Origin of the sequence: Brevundimonas aurantiaca (assembly GCF_904830995.1) — a bacterium.
Taxonomy (GTDB): Bacteria; Pseudomonadota; Alphaproteobacteria; order Caulobacterales; family Caulobacteraceae; genus Brevundimonas; species Brevundimonas aurantiaca.
Map to the genome: position 1 here is coordinate 807,515 of NZ_CAJGVD010000001.1, position 19,154 is coordinate 826,668.

Sequence of the window (19,154 nt, forward strand, 5' to 3'; positions counted from 1 at the left end):
GCGCGAAGCGCGGTAGGCCAACAAAAAAGCCCGGCGGTTTCCCGCCGGGCCTTTCCGATCTTCAGCGGAGCTGAGACCCAGATTACTTGATCTGGACCTTGGCGCCGGCTTCCGTCAGCTTCTTGGCGATCTCGTCGGCTTGTTGCTTGGAGACGTTCTCGACGACGTTCTGCGGAGCGCCTTCGACCAGGTCCTTGGCTTCCTTCAGACCGAGGTCCGAACGGACGCCGCGGACTTCCTTGATGACGTTGATCTTCTTGTCGCCGCCGTCGACCAGGACGACGGTGAACTCGGTTTGCTCTTCAGCGGCTTCAGCCGGAGCAGCGGCGCCGCCGCCGGCCGGCATGGCCATGGCGACCGGAGCGGCGGCGGAAACGCCCCACTTTTCTTCCAGCAGCTTGGAGAGTTCAGCGGCTTCCAGAACGGTAAGCGCGGACAGGTCTTCGACGATCTTGGCGAGGTCGGCCATTGTCAGTTTTCCTTCGGAGGATTGGTTTCAGAGAATGATGCAGAGATGAAAGGGTCCGCCGCTTACGCGGCTTCCTTGGTGGCGTAGGCGTTGAACACGCGAGCCAGCTGACCAGCGGGCGCTTGCAGCACGCCGGCGACCTTGGTCGCGGGCGCATTGAGCAGGCCGATGAGCTGAGCGCGGACTTCGTCGAGCGTCGGGAGTTTCGAGAGAGCCTCGACACCCTTCTGATCGACGACGGTTTCGCCCATGAAGCCGCCGATGATCTTGAAACGATCATTGGCCTTGGCGAACTCGGTCGCGACCTTGGCGGCCGTGCCCGGGTTCTCGGCATAGGCGATGCCCACGGGGCCCTTGAACAGGCCGTGGTAGCCGCTGCCTTCTTCGGCTTCGAGCGCCTTCAGCGCCAGGCGGTTCTTGACCACCTTGAACGCGCCGCCTTCTTTGCGAAGACGGCCGCGCAGATCTTCCATTTCCGCAACGGTCAGACCCAGGTTGTGGGTCACGACCACGGAGCCGGCGTCGGCGAACACGCCCTTGAGCGTCTCGATCGACTCGGCCTTTTGTGCGCGGTCCATTGCGGTCTCCAGTCTTGGTATTCGCCGCCGGGCTTATTCCCGACGACGGATTGGCCCATACGCCATGCGTCGCCGCACAGCGTTCAGGCCGGTCTTATTGTCCGAAGGATGCGTCTGACGGCGTCCGTCCCGGAATGCGGGCTGACGTCGGCAAGGTCGCGTCCCCATCTCCCCACGGCGCCAGAGGGCTCTCTGACAGTTACGGCCTGGGTGACCCCCACGCCCCGAAGTTCTCGGACAGGACCGTCAAAGGCGTGAACCTGTGACGGGAAGGCGCGCTCATACAGGCGCGGCCCGGCGAAATCAAGCCGGCTGTTCGTCCGTCGGCAGGGTTGCGGCGAATTCGAGGATCAAGGCCGCCAGATCCGGTTCGTTGACCGCCGCCGCCGCGGCTTGCGGCGTCATCCACCGCCGCTGACGCTGATGGTCCTCAGGCCAGGCTCCGAGCTGGATCAGCACCTGCAGCGGATAGACGGAGACCACGCATTTGCGCTGCCCACCGTCCTTCAGGGTCTTGGCGTAGCGAAAGACGCCGATGGGCGCGTCTTCGACCGCCCCCTTGACGCCCGCCTCCTCCAGAGCCTCCTGCACCGCCGCCTGGGCGTCGGTCTTGCCGGCCATACGGCCGCCCTTGGGTATGACCCAGCGTCCGGTCTGGCGCGACGTGATCATGAGGATTCGGCGCTCGCCCTCCTCCACCCGCCAGGGCAGGGCCGCCACCTGACGCATTTCCGAGCGCGCCGTGCGCTTGGCTCCGCTGGCCATACGTCAGATCCCTTCCACCGCAGAAGGCCGAAAGACCGGTCGAGACCCCTTGCCTCGTCCCCGGCTCGCCCGACCATCCGTACCAAGACGGTCGATCGACCACATCTTCCCAAACGTCATCCGGCAAGCGGCGTCAAGACACTGGTAAGCCCGATAAGGAATCAGGTTTGGCCAGGCGCCGTCGCCTCCTCGTCGCCCAGAATGTCCTGTCGGTAAATCATGGTGATGACGGTGTGCAGAACGAGGGCCAGGGGCGTTGCGAACAGGACCCCCAGCGGCCCGAAAAGCGTTCCTATCCCCACGACGGCGAAGATGCCCAGGACCACCGGCAGATTGGCGACGTTCTTCTGCACCATGGGGGTGATGAAATTGCTCTCCAGCTGGGAAACGGCGACGTAAAGCCCCAGGGTCATCAAGGCGGTCTCCCAGCCCTGGGTCGCGCCCACCAGGACCGCCGGGATGGTGGAGACGATGGGGCCGACGATCGGCACGAACTGCGCCACGCCCGTCAGCAGCCCCAGACCCACCGCCGAGGGCACGCCGATCAGCGCCAGTCCCGTCCCCGTCAAGACCCCGACCAGCACCATGGAGAACAGCTGCGCCTTCAACCACCCCTTCAAGGCGCGGCCGCAGCTGTTCAGCACCTCGCGCAGGCGAGGCCGGTGGGTCTTGGGAGCCAGGGACAGAAGTCCCTCGCGCGATCTGGCGGGCTCGATGGCCAGGAAAACCCCGGCCACCATCACCAGAACCAAGGTGGTGGCCCCGGAGGCGAAGCCCATTGCGAACTTCTGCGCCACTTGCAGCGCCTGCCCCGTCTGTCCGCCCAGACTCTTCAGCTGGTCCAGCAGTTGGGTGGCGTAGGGCTGGGCCTGGATCCAGGACTGCACCCGATCCCAGCCCTGAGGCAGCACCGCCACAAGGGCCGCGATCTGTTCGGCGATCTGGGCGCCAAAGAGGGTCAGAACCCCCGCCAGGATCGAAATGACGATCAACAGGGACAGCAGAACCGCAGCGGGATCGGGCAGGTTGAACCACCGGACGATAGGGTCGGCTAGGGCCCTCAGAACGACCGCGGCCAGAATTGCACCGAAAACCAACAACCATAGGGTGTGTAGCGTGACAATCAGTTGGCCGGCGAAATAGACGCCCACCAGCACCACGGCGCCGAAGGCCAGCCTTCCCTTCCATGGATCGCGTCCGCCCTCATCCGCCGGCGCGCCCTGCGCCGCTCTTCCCAAACCGAACATTCGCTTCCCTTGTTTCGCCTGCCTACAACGCCGCCGGAGCGGCGCCGTTCGAAGCGATGACGAAAAGAGTTCGACCAGGTTCGTGGGACTCAGGGATGATCGCGTCCGTCATAGGCGGCCTGGGCCGCCTCCACCTCGTCCATATGGGTCTCCGCCCAGTCTATCATCGACTGCAGAGCCGCCAGAAGCGATCGGCCCAGGGGCGTCATGGCGTAGGTGACGGACACGGGCACGGTCGGCGCGACCGATCGGGAGACCAGCCCGTCGCGCTCCAGAGCCTTCAGGGTCTGGCTCAACATCTTTTGGGACACGCCGTCGATCCTATGCCTCAGCGCATTGAAACGCATCGGCCCGTCGCCCAGGACGATCAGGATCAGGGTGCTCCATTTGTCGGCGATCCGATCCAGGAGCTGGCGCGTCGGACAGGCGGCGCAAAAGACGTCGCCGCGCAGTCGGGTTTCCAGTGGGTGACCAGGTGAGAGAAAGGTGCCGTCTTGCATAGCCGATTTCCATAACGCACCTGGTCTCCATTGGAAACCTATGGAGACTTTCATGAAGATCGCAGTCTTGGGCGCCAGCGGTCGCGCCGGATCGGAAATCACCAAGGAGCTGGCCTCTCGCGGCCATTCAGTCGTGGCGATCGCCCGCAAGCCGGAAGCCATTCCCGTAGCGCCCGGCGTGACGGCGCTTGGGGGCGACGCCTCGGACGCTGCGGCCTTGGCGAACCTCATCAAGGGATGCGACGCCGTGATCAGCGCCCTGCACCACGACATCAAGGCCGAGACCCTGCTTCAGGCGCTGAAGACTGCGGGCGTGCCGCGCCTTCTGGTCACCGGCGGCGCGGGCAGCCTGGAGGTCGCGCCGGGTCTTCGCCTGATCGACACTCCCGATTTTCCGGAAGAATTCAAACCCTACGCCCTGCCCGGCGTCGCCTTCCTGGAGGATCTGCGGGGCGAGACCGAAATCGACTGGACCTTCTTCTCCCCTGCGGCCTTCATCGAGGAAGGACCGCGCCTGGGCGTCTTCCGCACGGGAACCGATCAGTTGATCGTCGACGCCAACGGACAGAGCCGCATCAGCTTCGCCGACTACGCCATCGCCATGGTGGATGAGTTGGAGCAGCACAACCACTCGCGATCGCGTTTCACCGCGGCTTATTGAGGGCTGGGCGGCGGGTCTTGATCCGCCGCCGTCTTCCAGGTCACAGGTGAAACAGTCCCCGTGATCGTCGCCTGAAAATCACCGCCCCACGGCTTGAGACATCGCCGCCTTCAATTCACGGCGCTGTTCGGCTGTGCATTCGAACTCGTCGCAGAGCACATTGCCCATCTCGGCCATGATTTCCGGCATGATCGCCTGGACCGCCTCCGCCAAACGCGGCGCGGCTTGATAGCTCTTGGTCACCATGGAGCGGCCGACGTCGCTCTGATAGAAGTCGACCAGGGCCTGGAGTTCTTCCAGAGTGAAGATGTCGGCGTAGATCGGCGCCATGGCCTCGAACATGCGCGGCATCATGCGCGCCGTCACCTCCCCCATGACCGCACGGAACTTGGCGGCCTCATCTTCGGACATGCCTTCGAGCTCGGCGGGCATCATCATCGACGTCATCTGACCCAGGGCGGCGCCCAGTTCCTCTCCTTGCATCAAGGAGACGAACTTGTTTGCGAGTGCCAGCCGCGCCGCGCCGTCATCGCGCGTCTCGGCCAGGGCGGCCGGCGCGCAAAATAGTGTCAGGGCCAACATCAGCCCGCCGAAAACGTGTCTCATCCTAAACCCCCGGTTAGACGCCCACCCTGCCGGGCCGTCCGGTTAGAGACAAGAAAAAAGCGGCGGGGATCGCTCCCCCCCGCTCTTCGATACCGATCGTCTTTCGACGCAGACGGCTTAGGCGCCCAGCGAGGCCGGATCGACCTTGAAGCCCGGGCCCATCGTCGACGACAGGCTGATGCGCTTCACATAGGTGCCCTTGGCGCCCGACGGCTTGGCGCGGACCAGGGCGTCCACGATGGCCTTGACGTTGGCCTCCAGAGCTTCCTGGGTGAAGGAGACCTTGCCGACGCCGGCGTGGACGATGCCCGCCTTCTCGACGCGGAACTCGACCGCGCCGCCCTTGGCGTCCTTGACGGCCTGGGCGACGTTCGGGGTCACGGTGCCGACCTTGGGGTTCGGCATCAGGCCGCGCGGGCCCAGCACCTTACCCAGACGGCCGACCAGGGCCATCATGTCCGGCGAGGCGATCACGCGGTCGAACTCCATGAAGCCGCCGGCGATCTTCTCGTACAGATCTTCGGCGCCGACGTGCTCGGCGCCGGCCGCGACGGCTTCAGCGGCCTTGGCGTCCTTGGCGAAGACGGCGACGCGGACGTCACGGCCGGTGCCGGACGGCAGGTTGACCACGCCGCGGACCTGCTGGTCGGCGTGACGCGGATCGACGCCCAGGTTGACGGCGATTTCCAGGGACTCGTCGAACTTGGCCTTGGCGTTTTCCTTGGCCAGCTTGATGGCGTCGGAGAAAGGCAGCAGGTCTTGGGTGACGCCGGTGCGGGCCTTCTGGGCCTTGGTTTGCTTGGCCATGTGCTTAGCCCTCCACCACTTCGAGGCCCATCGCGCGGGCGGAGCCTTCGATGATCTTGGTCGCCGCGTCCAGGTCGTTGGCGTTCAGATCCTTCATCTTCTTCTCGGCGATCTCGCGCAGCTGGGCCACGGTGATCTTGCCGGCCACTTCGCGACCGACCAGCTTGGAGCCCGACTTCAGGCCGGTGGCCTGCTTCAGGTACCAGGTCGCCGGCGGCGTCTTGGTGACGAAGGTGAACGACTTGTCCTGATAGACGGTGATGACGGTCGGAAGCGGGGTGCCCTTGGCTTCCTTCTCGGTGCGCGCGTTGAACTCCTTGCAGAAGCCCATGATGTTCACGCCGCGCTGACCCAGAGCCGGGCCGATCGGGGGCGAAGGCGTGGCCGAACCGGCCGGCACTTGCAGCTTGATATAGCCGAGAATCTTCTTGGCCATTGGTCTCTCCTATGAATGACCCGACGAACGAACGACGAGCCGGTGAGCCGTGGTGCGGCATGGCGGCCTCCCACGGATTTGACGCTCCACGAGCCGAGGCCCGCCGAGCGAAGGCGCGCGTGTAACAGAGCGGGGCTGGAAAGGCAAACGCGACTGGCGCTCCCATCCCCCGCTTCGTCGTCTCGGGCTTTACCCGAAGTCCGGATGCGGATCGGGCTGTGCGTCGTCCGAGGCGCAATGCGACTGACGATCCGATCCTCGGATCAAGCCCGAGGATGACGGCGGGAAACGATCCACACGCCACAACAAAAAAGCCGCGCCCAGTCGGACGCGGCTTCAAATCTCGGCCGGTGCGCGGCTTCAGCCCGCGACCTTCTCCACCTGGCCGTATTCCAGCTCGACCGGCGTGGCGCGGCCGAAGATGGAGACGGCGACGCGCAGGCGGGCCTGTTCTTCGTCGACGCTCTCGACCGAACCATCGAAGCTGGCGAACGGGCCGTCGATGACCTTGACCTTCTCGCCGATGTCGAAGCGGATGGTGGGCTTGGGACGTTCGACGCCCTCCTCCACCTGGCCGATGATGTTCTGAACCTCACGTTCCGAGACCGGCAGGGGCTTGGTGCCGCCGGCGGCGCCCAGGAAGCCGGTGACCTTCGGCGTGTTCTTGACCAGGTGATAGGCCTGGTCGGTCATTTCCATCTTCACCAGCACATAGCCGGGGAAGAATTTGCGTTCCGAGTTCACCTTGCGGCCGCGACGGATCTCGACGACGTCCTCGGTCGGCACCAGGATTTCGGAGAAGGCGTCTTCCAGCCCCTGTTGCTTGGCCTGCTCGCGCAGTTGCTCCGCCACCTTCTTCTCGAAGTTCGAGTAGGCGTTGACGATATACCACTTGTGGCGCGGGTTGGCGGGCTTTGCGGGCGCTGCATCGGTCATGGGCGCGTCTTTCTCAGGATCCGAGAGCGATGATGTAGCGGAAGGCGAAACCAAGGCCGGTGTCCACGACCCAGAAGAAGATCGAGGCGATCACCACCATGATGAAGACCATCACCGAGGTGATCCAGGTCTCCTTGCGGGTCGGCCAGACGATCTTGCGGGCCTCGGCGCGAACCTGGCTGAAGAACTGCGCCGGGCTGGTGCGGGGCTTCTTGGGCTCGATCGGATCGACGACGACGGTGGCGCCGGCCGCGACGGCCTGGGGCTTGGAGCCGGCCTGGGGCCGCTTGCCGGGTGATTTGGCCTTGGCCATCAGTTGCTCTTCACACAATTGTTCCTGTCGCCCCAGATGGGTAGTCCCATCCGGAAGCGACAGGGGGGATTGGCAGGAGTTGGGGGACTCGAACCCACGACCCCCGGTTTTGGAGACCGGTGCTCTACCAGCTGAGCTAAACTCCTAGACAATCGCGCGAACCGTCCGGCCCGCGCGTTCGCCAGAGGGGGGCGTATGCCCCACGCCGCCCGTCATTTCAAGGGCGATGTCGCAGTTCCGCTTCAGTCTTCCAGATGGGCGGCGATGGCTTCCCGCTCGGCCTCGGCCTTCACCAGTTCCTTGAAGATCAGCTTGTCGATGCGGCGGTCGTCCATATCGACCACCTCGACCTCGAATCGGCCGACCTGCAGAATCTCGCCCTCGTCCGGGACGCGCGAAATCTGATGCAGAATCAGGCCCGCGACGGTGTGGAAACCCTCATGCTCGCCGAAGTCCTCGCCCAGGGTATCGGCGAGATCGTCGAGATCGGTCTGTCCGTCCACCAGCCAGCTGCCGTCTGGGCGCTGATGAATCCAGGCGTCGTCTTCATCGTGGCCCTCGTTGAAGTCGCCCGCGATCATTTCCAGAATGTCGGTGGCGGTGACGACGCCTTCGAAGGCGCCGAACTCATCGACGATGAAGGCCATATGAACCCGGGACCCCTTCAGGATCTCCAGGGCCTTCAGGACCGAGGTCGATTGGGGAATAAAGGCCGGTTCGGCCACCAGGGGTTCGATGTCGAACGTGCCGTCGGTCAGCAGGGCGTCCAGCAGATCCTTCTTGTGCACCACCCCAAGGGGATTATCGACGTCGCTCTCACGCGCCACCACGATCCGGGAATAGGGGCAGGTGCGGATCTCTTCGCGCAACACCGCCTCGGGATCGTCCAGGGCGATCCAGAAGACTTCGTGGCGCGGCGTCATGGCCACCCGCACGGGCCGGTCGCCCAGGCGCAGGATTTCCTCGATCATCACCTGTTCTTCGGGCTCGATCAGGCCAGCGGAGGTGCCTTCGGCCAGGATCGTCGCCACCTCTTCCTGGGTGACGTCCGAACCGTCACGATCCTTGACGCCCAGAATCTTCAGAATGCCCGAGGTCGAGGCCGTCAGCAGCAGAACAAAAGGTTTCAGAGCGACGGCCAGGGTGGAGATGGGCGCGGCCATCTTCGCCGCAATGGTTTCAGGGAAGATGAGGGCCAGCCGCTTGGGCACCAGTTCGCCGACGATCAGCGAAACATAGGTGATGCAGACCACGACCAGGGCCGTGGACACGATTTCCGTGTAGGCCGACAGGGCCGGGAAGCTGACTTCCAGAATATGGTCCAGTTCGGCGGCGATGGTGGCCTGACCATAGGCGCCGGCCAGAATGCCGATCAGGGTGATGCCCACCTGGACCGCCGACAGGAACTGCGTCGGCTCCTCTGACAGTTTCAGCGCCTTGCGCGCCCCGCGATCGCCTTTTTCAGCCCGGCTTTGGAGGCGGGATTTTCGCGAGGAGACCACGGCCAACTCGGTCATGGCGAACAGGCCGTTGAGCACCACAAGGAGCAGAACGACGGCAATAGCGATGAGTAACATCTAGGGGTTTTTGGGGACCGACGCGGCGCGACATTCGGCGTCCGCGCGCCTATACTATGACAGGTTGGCGCGCGACGCCACGTTTTCCTTGATCTTCAGCCGGTCCGGCCGACCTCTATCGCCCCATAGGCGCCGGACGTCGAGGCGCGACCGGCGTCATTGGCGCCGGCGCAGGCGCTCATGCCCAAAAGCGTGCCGATGAACAGTCCGGTGCGAAGCGCGCGTCGCATAAGGTTACCAATCGCTTAATACTGACAACCGTCATAAACGATGGATTAAGATTTGGTTCAAGCCGACACCCGCCGGAAGCGAAAAAGAGACGCCACAGCCCGAGCGGCGTCTACAGGATCGAGATGCAGACCATGGATTCCCTCGTCGCCACAGACGGCGCCGCCCTTCCGCCCGGCGCCCTGTCCTCTCCGGCGGCGCGTCGCAACGCCGCGCCGATTCTCGGCGTGCTGAAGGCCCATATGCCCAAGAAAGGCCGCGTGCTGGAGGTCGCCGCCGGATCGGGCGAGCACGCCCTGATCTTCGCCTGCGCCCTTCCCGGCGTGACCTGGACGCCCAGTGATCCGAGCCGTGAGGCGCGCGACAGCATCGACGCCTGGCGGCGGGATGGACCGTCGAATCTGCGGAAGCCCCTTCCGCTGGACGCCGCCGACCCGGCGACATGGCCCCCGACGGCGGGTCCCGAAATGGCTTGGGATGCGGTCTATTGCGCGAACATGGCGCACATCAGCCCCTGGTCGGCGACCGAGGGGCTGATGGTTCTGGCGGGACGGATGCTGCGCGGCCCCGGCGGTCTCTTGGCGCTTTACGGCCCCTATCGCGAGGCCGACCTCCCCCTGTCCCCGTCGAACGCCGCCTTCGACGAGAGTCTGAAGGCGCGAAACCCGAGCTGGGGCTTGAGGGCGCGCGAGGACGTGGAGGATCTGGCCCGGTCGCAGGGGCTGGTCGCGACGCGCCGGGTCCAGATGCCGTCGAACAATCTGATGCTGCTGTTCAGGCGCGCCTGATCAGAGGGCGGCGACCACGGCCGCCAGATCCGGACGGGCGTTCACCAGCTGGACCTGTTCGCCGTTGAACAGGGCGCCGGGCGCCTGTGCGGCCACGCCGAAACGATCGGCCGCCACATCCACGCCGTCGGCGAAGGCGATCACGGGCAGTTGGTTTGCCCGCGCCAGATCGATCAGAGCCCGAACGGCCGCCAGGCCCGTCGCGTCCTGCGCGCCGCCCGGCACGATCAAACCCTTCAAACGCCCCTCGGCGATGTCGGATGCGGTTGCGGTCGCCAAGACCGTCACCCCGCCCGCAACCAAACTGGCGTCGCCGGTCGAAATGGGCGCCAGTCCCACGCCTTCAGCCCGCAGTGCGCCCTCGACATCGCCCATTTCACCGAAGTCCATGTCCCGGCGCATCACCAACCCCATCCGAAGACGGGTGGGCACGGGACGATTATAGCTCGAACGACGAGGACCGGAGGAAGATTTACGTTGTGCGTACAAGACGTCTCCTTTTCAATTTCAATATGTCATCAGATCGCGTCGCCGAATCCGAAGACGCTTCTGGAAAATTTCCAGAGAAACGAAAATGATCGGGATCGGCCGTGGCCGCCCCGCAATCTGCATCGTTTGTGGAATGAGGTCTGATATAGTCGGATCGTCGGCAATATCAACCTTCGCCGGCTCGGAACGTCCTGATCATGGTCATTCACGACCCCCGCGATTTTCTCATACGACCGCCCCGCCTGGAGCCTGATGCGGTGAGGAGGAACGGCTTCGCGGTTCCGTCCGAAGCGATCATGCTCTAGACAGCCGCATCCTTTGACGACGGACCGTAATGGCTTTTTCCCGCACCTATGACGGCGACGCGCCGGTCCGGATCAACAAGTGGCTGGGCCAGACCGGCGTCTGTTCGCGCCGGGAGGCCGAGAGCCTGATCGCAGACGGACTGGTGACCATCGACGGAGAGGTGGTGCGAGACGCGGGCCGCAAGATCGAGCCGGGCCAGACCCTGACCCTGAACGACACGGCCCAGTCGGCCCTGGCGGCGGGCATGACCATACTGCTGCACAAGCCGGTCGGCTATGTCTCGGGCCAGCCTGATCCCGGCAAGATCCCGGCCGTGCGGCTGTTGAAGGCCCCCAACCGCGTCGGCGAGGGCGAGGTCCCGGCGCGCGACGCCTCCCTGCCCCCGATCGGCCGGCTGGACGAGGATTCGCGCGGCCTGCTGCTGCTGTCGTCGGACGGGGTGGTGGCCAAGGCGGTGATCGGGCCGCAGTCCGAACTGGACAAGGAATATCTGGTGGTCGTCGACGGCCAGATCACCGAGGCCAAGCTGGGCAAGCTGCGCCACGGACTGGAGCTGAACGGCAAGCCGCTGAAGCCCGCCCGCGTCACCCAGATCGAACCCCAGCGACTGCGCTTCATCCTGACCGAGGGCAAATACCGCCAGATCCGCCGAATGTGCGAACTGGTCGGGCTGGAGGTCACAGACCTGTACCGCATCCGCGTGGGGCCGCTGTTGCTGGGCGACCTGCCCGAGGGCCGATGGCGTCACCTGACGCCGGACGAGCGCGAGGCGCTGATCCGGCAGTCAGCCGGGAACTGACACGCCCGCCAGGCCGGCAAGCCGGGTCAGCTCCGCCACATGGCCGGCGAAGGCCTTGCGCCCCGCCCCCGTCAGAGCCAGCCAGGTGCGCTGTCGCCCGCCCAGGGCCGCCTTGCGCAGCTTCACATAGCCGGCCTCTTCCAGCTGTTTGACGTGTTTGGACATGACGGAATCGGACACGCCGATCCCGTCGCGGACCACGCCGAACTCGACCTCGTCCGCCGCCGACAGCATGGCGCAGATCTGCAGACGGCCGGGGGCGTGGATGACGACGTCCAGGACCGGGGCGCTCACGGTCGAGTCGCCGTTTCTGCGCGATAAACCCGCATCCAAAGGCGCGAGAAGATCAGAGCGAGGACAAAGGCGGCGGCAATCAGCGGCAGGACCCAGACATACTGGCCCGTCCGTCCAAAATAGACGCTGGCCAGGGCCAGAACGAGGAAGACGACACCCAGGGCGATGGCGACCCAGCGTGCGCGGCGTGGCGACAGGCCGGTGACGCTGACGCCGGTCTTCTCGGACCATCGCCGCCAAAGGATGGCGAAGGCCAGGGTCGCTGCTGCCGAGGCCAATACGTTGAAGGGCATCGGCGCAGCCTGGCCGCCGACAAAGGCGGCCGCGACCGCCGAATAGACGAGGTCATAGGACCAGGAACTCTTGGCGACGCGCTCGCGCACCAGGTCCTGGGAACGCCGGATCTCGGCCAGCATCTGTTCGTGGGTTTCAGGGTCGTTCTGGGACATGGCGGCTTTCTCACTTTCCACAATGGAAAATGATAGAGACTTTCCATATCGTCAAGTCATAAGTTTCCAGATTGGAAAATCAACCCAGCGCCTCGAACCACCGCTGGAGCAGTTCGGCCTCGGCCCGGCGCGCCTCGGTGCGTTCCGCAGCCTCTGCATCGACGCCCCACTGCTCCTCCTGAAACCGCTCATCGATCCGCGACAGGTCGAAGGCGGCGCCGCCCTCCAGAGCGCCCTGCTCCAGCGCCAGGGCCAGGACCGCCGAACCGAACAGGGGCACGGCGGTCGCCAGGCCGGTCAGGCGGAAGTCGTCCAGCGACAGGGCGTGGGCCTTCACCCGGGCGACGGCCTCGGGCGACTGGGGCTGGTGGACGATGCCGGAGACGGGCGCCAGGACCACCCCCATCTCGCGCGCCGCCCAATCGCGCCACGGTCCCCACGCGTGCTGCTGGCGTTCGACCAGGGGCGTCGGGTGTTCAGCCAGATAGCAGACCACGTCCGATCCGGCGTAGGCGGCGATCTCGTCCGCCACCGCCTCGCGCGCCTGGCCGATCCGGTCGATCGCGGTCGAGGCCAGGCGGGTGGCCGGCATGGTGGAGGGCTCGACCACCTCGCCCTGTGCGGCCCACTCATCGGCGACGAGTCGGGCGGCGGCCTCGGTCGGCAGCACCAGGGGCGCCTTGGCGGGGGTCTTGGGCGTGCGCCCGTCCAGCAGCACGGCCCAGCCGCCGTCGGAATGGCGCCCGACGGTTACATCGCCCCAGAAGCGGCGCACCGTCTCCTGAACTTCGCGAAAGCCCTTGCGGGCGGCGACAATGGGGTCGAGCGGGGGAATATGGCTCATCGGATCCTCTTAACACCCAGGAAGGGATCGTCTTCCGCCTCGTCCTCGGAGAAGCCGAAGTGGGCGAAGCCGGCCTTCATCTCGGGGCTGAGGGGGGCTGTGACTTTCAGCAGGCCGCCGCGCGGGTGGTCCAGTTCGATGCTGCGGGCGTGGAGTTGCAGCTTCAGCGGACCGGACAGTTCGCGGGACTTGTCGTCGCCGTATTTGGGATCGCCCAGGATCGGGTGGCCTATGCCCGCCATATGGGCGCGCAGTTGGTGGGTGCGGCCGGTGAAGGGGCGCAGGGCCATCCAGGCGGCGCGATCGGAGGCGCGGGAGATGGTGCTGAAGGCCGTCTCGGCCGGTTCGGCCTTGGGATCCTTGCGATCCGCCGGGCGCATCATCTCGAAGTCGTTGATGCCGGTCTTCTTCAGCGGCATGTCGATCTGGCCCGAATAGGGTTTCGGATTGCCGATGACGATGGCCCAATAGGTCTTCTTGGCCTGACGGCGGGCGAAGGCCCCGGCCAGACGTTTGGCCGCCTCAGGCCCCTTGCCCAGCAGGAGGACGCCGGAGGTGTCGCGGTCCAGGCGGTGGACCAGCCGCGGCCGCTCCATCCCCTCGCCCCAGGCGCCGAGCAGACGATCGACGTGACGGCTGGTCTTGGTGCCGCCCTGGACGGCCAGGCCGTGCGGCTTGTTCAGGGCGATGACCATGTCGTCCTCATAGAGGACCAGAGACTTGGCGAAGGCGATGTCGCGTTCGGTCAGGGTGTGGGGGTCGCCGGCCTGGCGCGAGGTGTCGTCGGGAATCGGCGGCACGCGCACGGCGGCGCCGGCGGTCAGACGGCCCTCGGGCTTGATCCGGGCGCCGTCGACGCGGATCTGGCCGCTGCGGGCCATCTTCTGGACCTGGATGTTGGACAGGTGCGGCCAGCGCCTGCGGAACCAGCGGTCCAGCCGGATGCCGTCCTCGTCTTCCGCCACATAGAGGGTCAGGACTTCGCGCTTGGGCGCGTCTGCGGGCGGTTGGTCGGTCAAAGGGCGGCTCCGAAAGCGCGGCGGGCGACCATCAGGCCGATAAAGAGAGCGGCGACGGCCAGGACCACCGAACCGACCACATAGGCGGCGGCCAGGGCGTAATCTCGGCGTTCGATCATCATCACCGCCTCCAGCGAATAGGAGGAGAAGGTGGTGAACCCGCCCAGCACGCCGACAGCGGCGAACAGGCGGATCGTCTCCTGATGCGCCCCGCCCTTGAAGGCCAGCCAGCCGACCAGCAAGCCCATGGCCAGGCCGCCCAGGATATTGGCCGCGAAGGTGCCCATCGGCCAGGCCGTATTGGGCGCCAGCCGCGTGGCGAGGAGACCGAGCCCGAAGCGCGCCATGGACCCCAGGGCGCCGCCGGCGGCGACGAGAAGAAACCGTGTCATGATCCGGGCCTATATACGCCGCCGCCGCCGAAAGCGAAGTCTCCCTGCCCTCGCCGCACGTCTGACCGAAACTTCACTTGCCCTCGGACGTGGTTAACGGCGATATCCGAAACAGCCTAGTTCCGGTCGGGGATGTTTCATGTCGCAGGAAGACAGCCAGAGCCCGGCGATCGCGCCGACGATGACCCCGCCGCCGCCCGTCGTCGAACCCGAAGCGCCGGCGGCCGAACAGCCGCACGATCTGGCCGAAGCCCCGGCGGAGGCCCCGCGCACGGCCCCGCCGACGCCGACCCCCAGCGACACCCCCGCCATATCGGACGAAGGGGTTCTGCGCCCGATCCAGGAAAGCGACTATTTCACCCTGGACGACGCGGCGATCGCGCGCATCTCCGGCAACATCGACCTGTACTTCAACCAGCCGCTGGAGATCTTCCCCTTCTGGGAGAACGAGAAGAAGCCGGACCGCTTCCACGTCCTGTTCTCGCGCCAGATCGAGGAGCGGTTTCCGGCGGACCGCGACATCCGTGGCCGGGTTCACGCCTATGGGCGGCGCATCTTCCGCGCCCTTTGCGTCCATGTGGGAATCAAGCGGCTGACCCAGGCCCTGGCCCTGATCGCCTTCGCCGTCCTGGCCGAGATGGGGCCGACCCTGTTCGCCGAATGGGCGGGCGGCCAACCGGCCGGTCTGGGTCTGGGGGTGCTGGCCATGCTGGTGACGGGCGGGATTTTCTTCGGCGTCTCGACCATCCTGTTCATCCAGTACCGGTTCCGGCTGGAGAACGACTCCTATGAGCTGTCGCGCGAGATCGTGCAGCGGACGCGGGAGCTGCAAAACCTGTTCACCAACGCCCGCGCCCTGTCCGACCAGGCCGAGACCACCTATCAGATGGACGGCAAGGCCTGGGGCCAGCGCGCCCTCTATCTGACGCGTCTCGTCATGTGGATCGGGGCGCGGATGGAGTATCTGGAGAAGTTCATCCAGATGGAGCTTTGGCGTGTGCGGCGCGAACGCTACTGGATGCGCTGGTTCGGGCGGATCACCACCCCGGCGGTTCTGTTGATCTGGCTCATCGCCTTCGCCCTTTTCCCGGCGCCCCAGGCGAACGAGGTCGGGTTCCGCGTCCTTCAACTGGTCGCCGTCGTTCTGGCGTTCGGCGTGTCCTGGCTGTCCTACTTCCGCTGGCAGACCCCGGCAAACGCCATTCAGGACAAGCTGGGCGCTGACGGCTGGGTCCGCTACGCCTCGCTGGACGTGGACAACACGGTCGGCGACCAAGTGCGGCGCGACAAGGAACGGCTTGTCGAATACCGCGCCCTGACCAGGGGGCGCTGATCAGCGTGGGATGGAGGCCTGGACCGAGCGGGCGTCATAGGCGTTCGGACGATCGGGCTTTCGCCCCCGGCCCATGACGATCTCCAGAGAAGTCGAGGTCGGGCTGGGGCCGCTGAAATTCAGGCCCAGGCCGACGCCGACGCCCGAGGCGGAATAGCCGCCGTACCGGCTGGAGCCGCCGCCGATCGAGACGCTGGGCCGCACCCCGCCGGCGCCGCCGGGGCGGCCGTCGGTCCAGCTTTGGGTCACCTCGAACCAGTCATAGCCCTGTGCAGTCGTCAGGTCGGCGGCCCGCAACAGGGCGAAGTCGGCTACGGCGCCGGGGGCGCCCACGCCGTTGTAGGTCACCCGATAGCGGTTCGATTCGATCCTCTGGTCGGAATAGCCCTGACCGCCCGGCCCGCGCTGGGCGCCGTAGGGCGCCAGACTGGCGCAGGCCGCAAGCGCCAAGGTCGAGGCGGCGAGGCTGAGAACGGCGAGGCGCTTCATGGCGGGGTCTCCTTTGGCTGAGATAGCGTTGTTTGAGCCGGAGCGTTCCGTCCAGAGGCCCAGACTAGAGGCCCCGACTACAGGCCAAGCGCCGCGCGCAAACCCGCAAAGTCGGCGGGCGGCGGCGCCTCGACCGTGGTGGTCCCGCCTTCGGGATGGGGGAAGCTCAGCTTGGCGGCGTGCAGCATCAGGCGCGGCGCCGGCCCGACCTCTGTCGTCAGGGCGCCGCCATAGCGGACGTCGCCGATCAGCGGACGGCCCAGATGGGCCATATGGACCCGCAGCTGGTGCATCCGCCCGGTCAGCGGCTCCAGCTCGACCACCGCGCCCTGATCATTGGCGGCCAGGGTCCGATAGCGGCTCTGCGCCCCTTGGGCGCCGGGCGCGTCGAAGGCGACGACCCGCATATAGGACTCGCGCCCGATCTCCTCGCGCCGCAACGGGGCGTCGATGGAGCCGGATTTCGGGTCCGGCGCGGCGGACAGCAGGGCCAGATACTGTTTGCGGAACCGCCGCATCTGCAAGGCCTTGCCCAAAAAACCCGCCGCCGGCTTGGTCTTGGCCGCCAGGATCACGCCCGAGGTGTCCCGGTCCAGCCGATGCACCAGCTCCGGCCGCTTTCCGTTGGACCGGGCGAAGGCCCACAGCAGATCGTCCAGCGTATGGGCCTTGATCCGCCCGCCCTGGCTGGACAGGCCCGACGGCTTGGAAAAGGCGATGAGATGGGCGTCCTCGTGGATCACCCAGGACCGGACGGCGGCGATCTCATCCTCGGACAGGGCGACGGGGGTGCGGGCGGTCATCGGGGGCTTCTAGAGGTCAGTCCCCCGCCCCGTCCACCGCCGCCTCTTTGGCCATTCGCGCCCGCATTTCGGCCCAGCGTTCCAGCCGCGCCTTGACCTTCTCCTCATGCCCCTCGCCCTTGGGTCTGTAGAAGGTGCGGCGCTCCATCTCGTCGGGGAAGAAGTCGGCGCCGGAAAAGCCTTCGGGCGTGTCCGGATCGTACTGGTAGCCCTTGCCGTAGCCCAGTTGTTTCATCAGCTTCGTCGGGGCGTTGCGGATATGGGCGGGCGGCATCAGGGAGCCGGTCTCATAGGCCGCCTTCTTCGCCGCCTTGAAGGCTTCGTACACCCCCACCGACTTGGGCGCTGTGGCCAGGTGGACCACGGCCTGGGCCAGGGCCAGTTCGCCCTCGGGGCTGCCCAGAAAGTCGTAGGTGTCCTTCGCGGCGTTGGCGACCAGGATCGACAGGGGGTCCGCCTCGCCGATGTCCTCGACCGCCATCCGCACGATCCGCCGCGCCAGATACAGCGGATCTTCGCCCCCGTTCAGCATTCGCGCCAGCCAGTACAGCGCCGCGTCCGGATCCGACCCCCGCACCGACTTATGCAGGGCGGATATGAGGTTGTAGTGTTCTTCCCGCGACTTGTCATAGGCGGGCGCTCGGCGTTGCAGCACCCCCGCCAGGCCCTGGACATCCAGGGTTTCACCGGCGGGCAGGTCGAACAGGACCTCGGACATGGTCAGCAGATAGCGGCCGTCGCCGTCGGCCAGGGCCAGCATGGCCTGACGCGCCTCGGGCACGAGCGGCAGGGGCCGCTCCATATGGGCCTCGGCCCGCGCCAACAGCTGATCCAGGGCCGCATCGTCCAGCCGCTTCAGCACATAGACCTGGGACCGCGACAGCAGGGCCCCGTTCAGTTCGAAACTGGGGTTCTCGGTCGTGGCCCCGATCAGGGTGACGACTCCGGCCTCGACGAAGGGCAGGAAGCCGTCCTGCTGGGCGCGGTTGAACCGGTGGATCTCGTCGACGAACAACAGGGTGCTCTGCCCCGCCGCCCGCCGCATCCGCGCCGCCTCGAACGCCTTCTTCAGATCGGCGACGCCGGAGAAGACGGCGCTGATCGACTGGTATTCATAGCCCGCCGCCTGGGCCAGCAGCCGGGCGATGGTGGTCTTGCCGGTGCCGGGCGGCCCCCACAGGATCATCGAACCCAGCCGCCCCGCCTCGATCATCCGCCGGATCGGCCCGCCGGCGCCCAGCAGATGATCCTGGCCCACCACCTCGTCCAGGGTGCCGGGCCGCAGACGGTCGGCCAGGGGGGCGTCGGGGGGCAGAATGCCGGAGGCTTCGAAAAGATCGCTCATTGCGACCTATGTAGTCGTGCCTAAAGCGGTTTTCACCCGTTAGTATGGGTCAGCGCCACAGAGAGCCCTTATGACCGACGCCCATCCGAACCAAGGCCCGACTGGCGGCCTAACCCCGCACCTGACCATTCCGTCGCGGGGCGCCGCCGCCGCCGTCGATTTCTACACCATCGCCTTCGGCGCGGAAGTGCTGGATCGGCGGCTGGCGGACGACGGGGAACGGTTGATGCACGCCCATCTGAGGATCAACGGCGCCAGCCTGATGCTGAACGACGAGTTCCCGGAATATACGGGCAGCCAGGACCTCCGCCCCGCCGGCGTGACCCTGCACCTTCAGGTCGAAGATCCGGACGCCTGGTGGACCCGCGCCCTGACGGTCGGGGGTGCAGAACCGGTTCTCGACATGGCGGACCAGTTCTGGGGCGACCGCTACGGCGTCCTGCGCGACCCCTTCGGGCACACCTGGTCGATCGGCGGGCCGATGAAGGGTTGAGACGATCAGGCTCTCGCCCCGTCCGGTCAGCGAGAGCCCTCGCAGCGCTCGATCCCCAGCCCTCCGCCTGCCGGCCATCCCTGGGTTTCTCGTCCAATGTCGCGAAAACCCGCTCCTTGTTTCAACGGCTTGCGGCTTCGCCCGTCGAACTACCCGGCGCCCCTCCCGAGGGCCCTATAATGACGCCC

Annotated in this window: 26 protein-coding genes and 1 tRNA gene; 5 read left to right on the forward strand and 22 right to left on the reverse strand. The window is 66.3% G+C overall.

Going from position 1 to position 19,154, the window contains the following annotated elements:
- Positions 1–82: 82 nt before the first annotated feature.
- The 5 genes from rplL to JMT67_RS04045 all read right to left on the reverse strand — a co-directional run bounded on the left by rplL (position 83) and on the right by JMT67_RS04045 (position 3,559).
- A complete protein-coding gene (gene rplL / locus JMT67_RS04025; RefSeq protein ID WP_152950534.1) occupies positions 83–469 on the reverse strand; it encodes a 50S ribosomal protein L7/L12 in 387 nt (128 codons plus the stop codon).
- 62 nt (positions 470–531) lie between these two features.
- Entirely contained in the window at positions 532–1,047 is a 516-nt protein-coding gene (gene rplJ, locus JMT67_RS04030) for a 50S ribosomal protein L10 (protein WP_054765990.1), read from the reverse strand.
- Between the two features lie 303 nt (positions 1,048–1,350).
- Positions 1,351–1,812, reverse strand: a complete 462-nt coding sequence (locus tag JMT67_RS04035; RefSeq protein ID WP_054765991.1) for an NUDIX hydrolase — start codon at positions 1,810–1,812, stop codon at positions 1,351–1,353.
- Between the two features lie 161 nt (positions 1,813–1,973).
- Complete coding sequence (locus JMT67_RS04040) at positions 1,974–3,059, reverse strand: AI-2E family transporter (RefSeq protein WP_201462750.1); 1,086 nt, start codon at positions 3,057–3,059, stop codon at positions 1,974–1,976.
- A gap of 89 nt (positions 3,060–3,148) precedes the next feature.
- Complete coding sequence (locus tag JMT67_RS04045) at positions 3,149–3,559, reverse strand: winged helix-turn-helix transcriptional regulator (RefSeq protein WP_054765993.1); 411 nt, start codon at positions 3,557–3,559, stop codon at positions 3,149–3,151.
- 52 nt (positions 3,560–3,611) lie between these two features.
- Here JMT67_RS04045 and JMT67_RS04050 point away from each other — a divergent pair, with 52 nt between their 5' ends.
- Entirely contained in the window at positions 3,612–4,220 is a 609-nt protein-coding gene (locus tag JMT67_RS04050; RefSeq protein WP_054766973.1) for an NAD(P)-dependent oxidoreductase, read from the forward strand.
- A gap of 78 nt (positions 4,221–4,298) precedes the next feature.
- Here the strand turns inward: JMT67_RS04050 and JMT67_RS04055 are convergent, their stop codons facing one another.
- The 8 genes from JMT67_RS04055 to JMT67_RS16390 all read right to left on the reverse strand — a co-directional run bounded on the left by JMT67_RS04055 (position 4,299) and on the right by JMT67_RS16390 (position 9,125).
- Complete coding sequence (locus JMT67_RS04055; RefSeq protein WP_183217161.1) at positions 4,299–4,826, reverse strand: DUF2059 domain-containing protein; 528 nt, start codon at positions 4,824–4,826, stop codon at positions 4,299–4,301.
- 117 nt (positions 4,827–4,943) lie between these two features.
- Positions 4,944–5,633, reverse strand: a complete 690-nt coding sequence (gene rplA / locus JMT67_RS04060; RefSeq protein ID WP_054765995.1) for a 50S ribosomal protein L1 — start codon at positions 5,631–5,633, stop codon at positions 4,944–4,946.
- A gap of 4 nt (positions 5,634–5,637) precedes the next feature.
- On the reverse strand, positions 5,638–6,069 hold the full coding sequence (gene rplK, locus JMT67_RS04065) for a 50S ribosomal protein L11 (RefSeq protein WP_054765996.1): 432 nt from the start codon (positions 6,067–6,069) through the stop codon (positions 5,638–5,640).
- A 360-nt stretch (positions 6,070–6,429) separates the two neighbouring features.
- The gene (nusG, locus tag JMT67_RS04070; RefSeq protein WP_054765997.1) at positions 6,430–7,005 is read right to left on the reverse strand and encodes a transcription termination/antitermination protein NusG; all 576 of its coding nucleotides are present in this window, start codon (positions 7,003–7,005) and stop codon (positions 6,430–6,432) included.
- Between the two features lie 13 nt (positions 7,006–7,018).
- Complete coding sequence (secE, locus tag JMT67_RS04075) at positions 7,019–7,318, reverse strand: preprotein translocase subunit SecE (RefSeq protein WP_201462751.1); 300 nt, start codon at positions 7,316–7,318, stop codon at positions 7,019–7,021.
- Between the two features lie 70 nt (positions 7,319–7,388).
- Positions 7,389–7,464 (reverse strand) — tRNA-Trp (locus JMT67_RS04080).
- Between the two features lie 96 nt (positions 7,465–7,560).
- The gene (locus JMT67_RS04085; RefSeq protein ID WP_191554085.1) at positions 7,561–8,895 is read right to left on the reverse strand and encodes a hemolysin family protein; all 1,335 of its coding nucleotides are present in this window, start codon (positions 8,893–8,895) and stop codon (positions 7,561–7,563) included.
- Positions 8,896–8,990: 95 nt separating this feature from the next.
- Positions 8,991–9,125 (reverse strand): hypothetical protein, encoded by a 135-nt coding sequence (locus JMT67_RS16390; protein WP_267904130.1) that lies wholly within the window; start codon positions 9,123–9,125, stop codon positions 8,991–8,993.
- Between the two features lie 132 nt (positions 9,126–9,257).
- Between JMT67_RS16390 and JMT67_RS04090 the strand changes: the two genes are divergently transcribed.
- Positions 9,258–9,911, forward strand: a complete 654-nt coding sequence (locus tag JMT67_RS04090; RefSeq protein ID WP_233455789.1) for a DUF938 domain-containing protein — start codon at positions 9,258–9,260, stop codon at positions 9,909–9,911.
- Here JMT67_RS04090 and JMT67_RS04095 read toward each other — a convergent pair whose 3' ends face one another.
- On the reverse strand, positions 9,912–10,313 hold the full coding sequence (locus JMT67_RS04095; protein WP_007445689.1) for a hypothetical protein: 402 nt from the start codon (positions 10,311–10,313) through the stop codon (positions 9,912–9,914).
- A 421-nt stretch (positions 10,314–10,734) separates the two neighbouring features.
- Here JMT67_RS04095 and JMT67_RS04100 point away from each other — a divergent pair, with 421 nt between their 5' ends.
- A complete protein-coding gene (locus JMT67_RS04100) occupies positions 10,735–11,505 on the forward strand; it encodes a pseudouridine synthase (protein WP_152950537.1) in 771 nt (256 codons plus the stop codon).
- On the opposite strand, the gene JMT67_RS16195 is transcribed toward JMT67_RS04100, so the two are convergent.
- The 5 genes from JMT67_RS16195 to crcB all read right to left on the reverse strand — a co-directional run bounded on the left by JMT67_RS16195 (position 11,491) and on the right by crcB (position 14,503).
- A complete protein-coding gene (locus JMT67_RS16195) occupies positions 11,491–11,799 on the reverse strand; it encodes a transcriptional regulator (protein ID WP_233455790.1) in 309 nt (102 codons plus the stop codon). The two genes, JMT67_RS04100 and JMT67_RS16195, sit on opposite strands and share 15 nt — an antisense overlap.
- Entirely contained in the window at positions 11,796–12,248 is a 453-nt protein-coding gene (locus JMT67_RS16200) for a hypothetical protein (protein WP_233455791.1), read from the reverse strand. Before JMT67_RS16200 ends, JMT67_RS16195 begins: the two co-directional genes overlap by 4 nt.
- 79 nt (positions 12,249–12,327) lie before the next feature.
- The gene (locus JMT67_RS04110) at positions 12,328–13,092 is read right to left on the reverse strand and encodes an ATP12 family chaperone protein (protein ID WP_201462754.1); all 765 of its coding nucleotides are present in this window, start codon (positions 13,090–13,092) and stop codon (positions 12,328–12,330) included.
- Positions 13,089–14,111 carry an RluA family pseudouridine synthase gene (locus tag JMT67_RS04115; RefSeq protein ID WP_054766003.1) on the reverse strand — a complete coding sequence of 341 codons (1,023 nt, stop codon included), beginning with the start codon at positions 14,109–14,111 and terminating at the stop codon, positions 13,089–13,091. Before JMT67_RS04115 ends, JMT67_RS04110 begins: the two co-directional genes overlap by 4 nt.
- Positions 14,108–14,503: a fluoride efflux transporter CrcB gene (crcB, locus tag JMT67_RS04120; RefSeq protein ID WP_201462755.1), complete on the reverse strand. Its 396-nt coding sequence runs from the start codon at positions 14,501–14,503 to the stop codon at positions 14,108–14,110. The genes JMT67_RS04115 and crcB overlap by 4 nt, the downstream gene beginning before the upstream one ends.
- Before the next feature lie 139 nt (positions 14,504–14,642).
- Here crcB and JMT67_RS04125 point away from each other — a divergent pair, with 139 nt between their 5' ends.
- A complete protein-coding gene (locus JMT67_RS04125; RefSeq protein ID WP_183217142.1) occupies positions 14,643–15,836 on the forward strand; it encodes a hypothetical protein in 1,194 nt (397 codons plus the stop codon).
- On the opposite strand, the gene JMT67_RS04130 is transcribed toward JMT67_RS04125, so the two are convergent.
- The 3 genes from JMT67_RS04130 to JMT67_RS04140 form a co-directional block, all read right to left on the reverse strand.
- Positions 15,837–16,325 carry a CC0125/CC1285 family lipoprotein gene (locus JMT67_RS04130; protein WP_201462756.1) on the reverse strand — a complete coding sequence of 163 codons (489 nt, stop codon included), beginning with the start codon at positions 16,323–16,325 and terminating at the stop codon, positions 15,837–15,839.
- 77 nt (positions 16,326–16,402) lie between these two features.
- Positions 16,403–17,128: an RluA family pseudouridine synthase gene (locus JMT67_RS04135; protein ID WP_182714521.1), complete on the reverse strand. Its 726-nt coding sequence runs from the start codon at positions 17,126–17,128 to the stop codon at positions 16,403–16,405.
- A 16-nt stretch (positions 17,129–17,144) separates the two neighbouring features.
- A complete protein-coding gene (locus JMT67_RS04140) occupies positions 17,145–18,473 on the reverse strand; it encodes a replication-associated recombination protein A (RefSeq protein ID WP_201462757.1) in 1,329 nt (442 codons plus the stop codon).
- 70 nt (positions 18,474–18,543) lie between these two features.
- On the opposite strand from JMT67_RS04140, the gene JMT67_RS04145 reads away from it, so the two are divergent.
- Positions 18,544–18,966 (forward strand): VOC family protein, encoded by a 423-nt coding sequence (locus tag JMT67_RS04145; RefSeq protein WP_201462758.1) that lies wholly within the window; start codon positions 18,544–18,546, stop codon positions 18,964–18,966.
- Positions 18,967–19,154 lie beyond the last annotated feature (188 nt).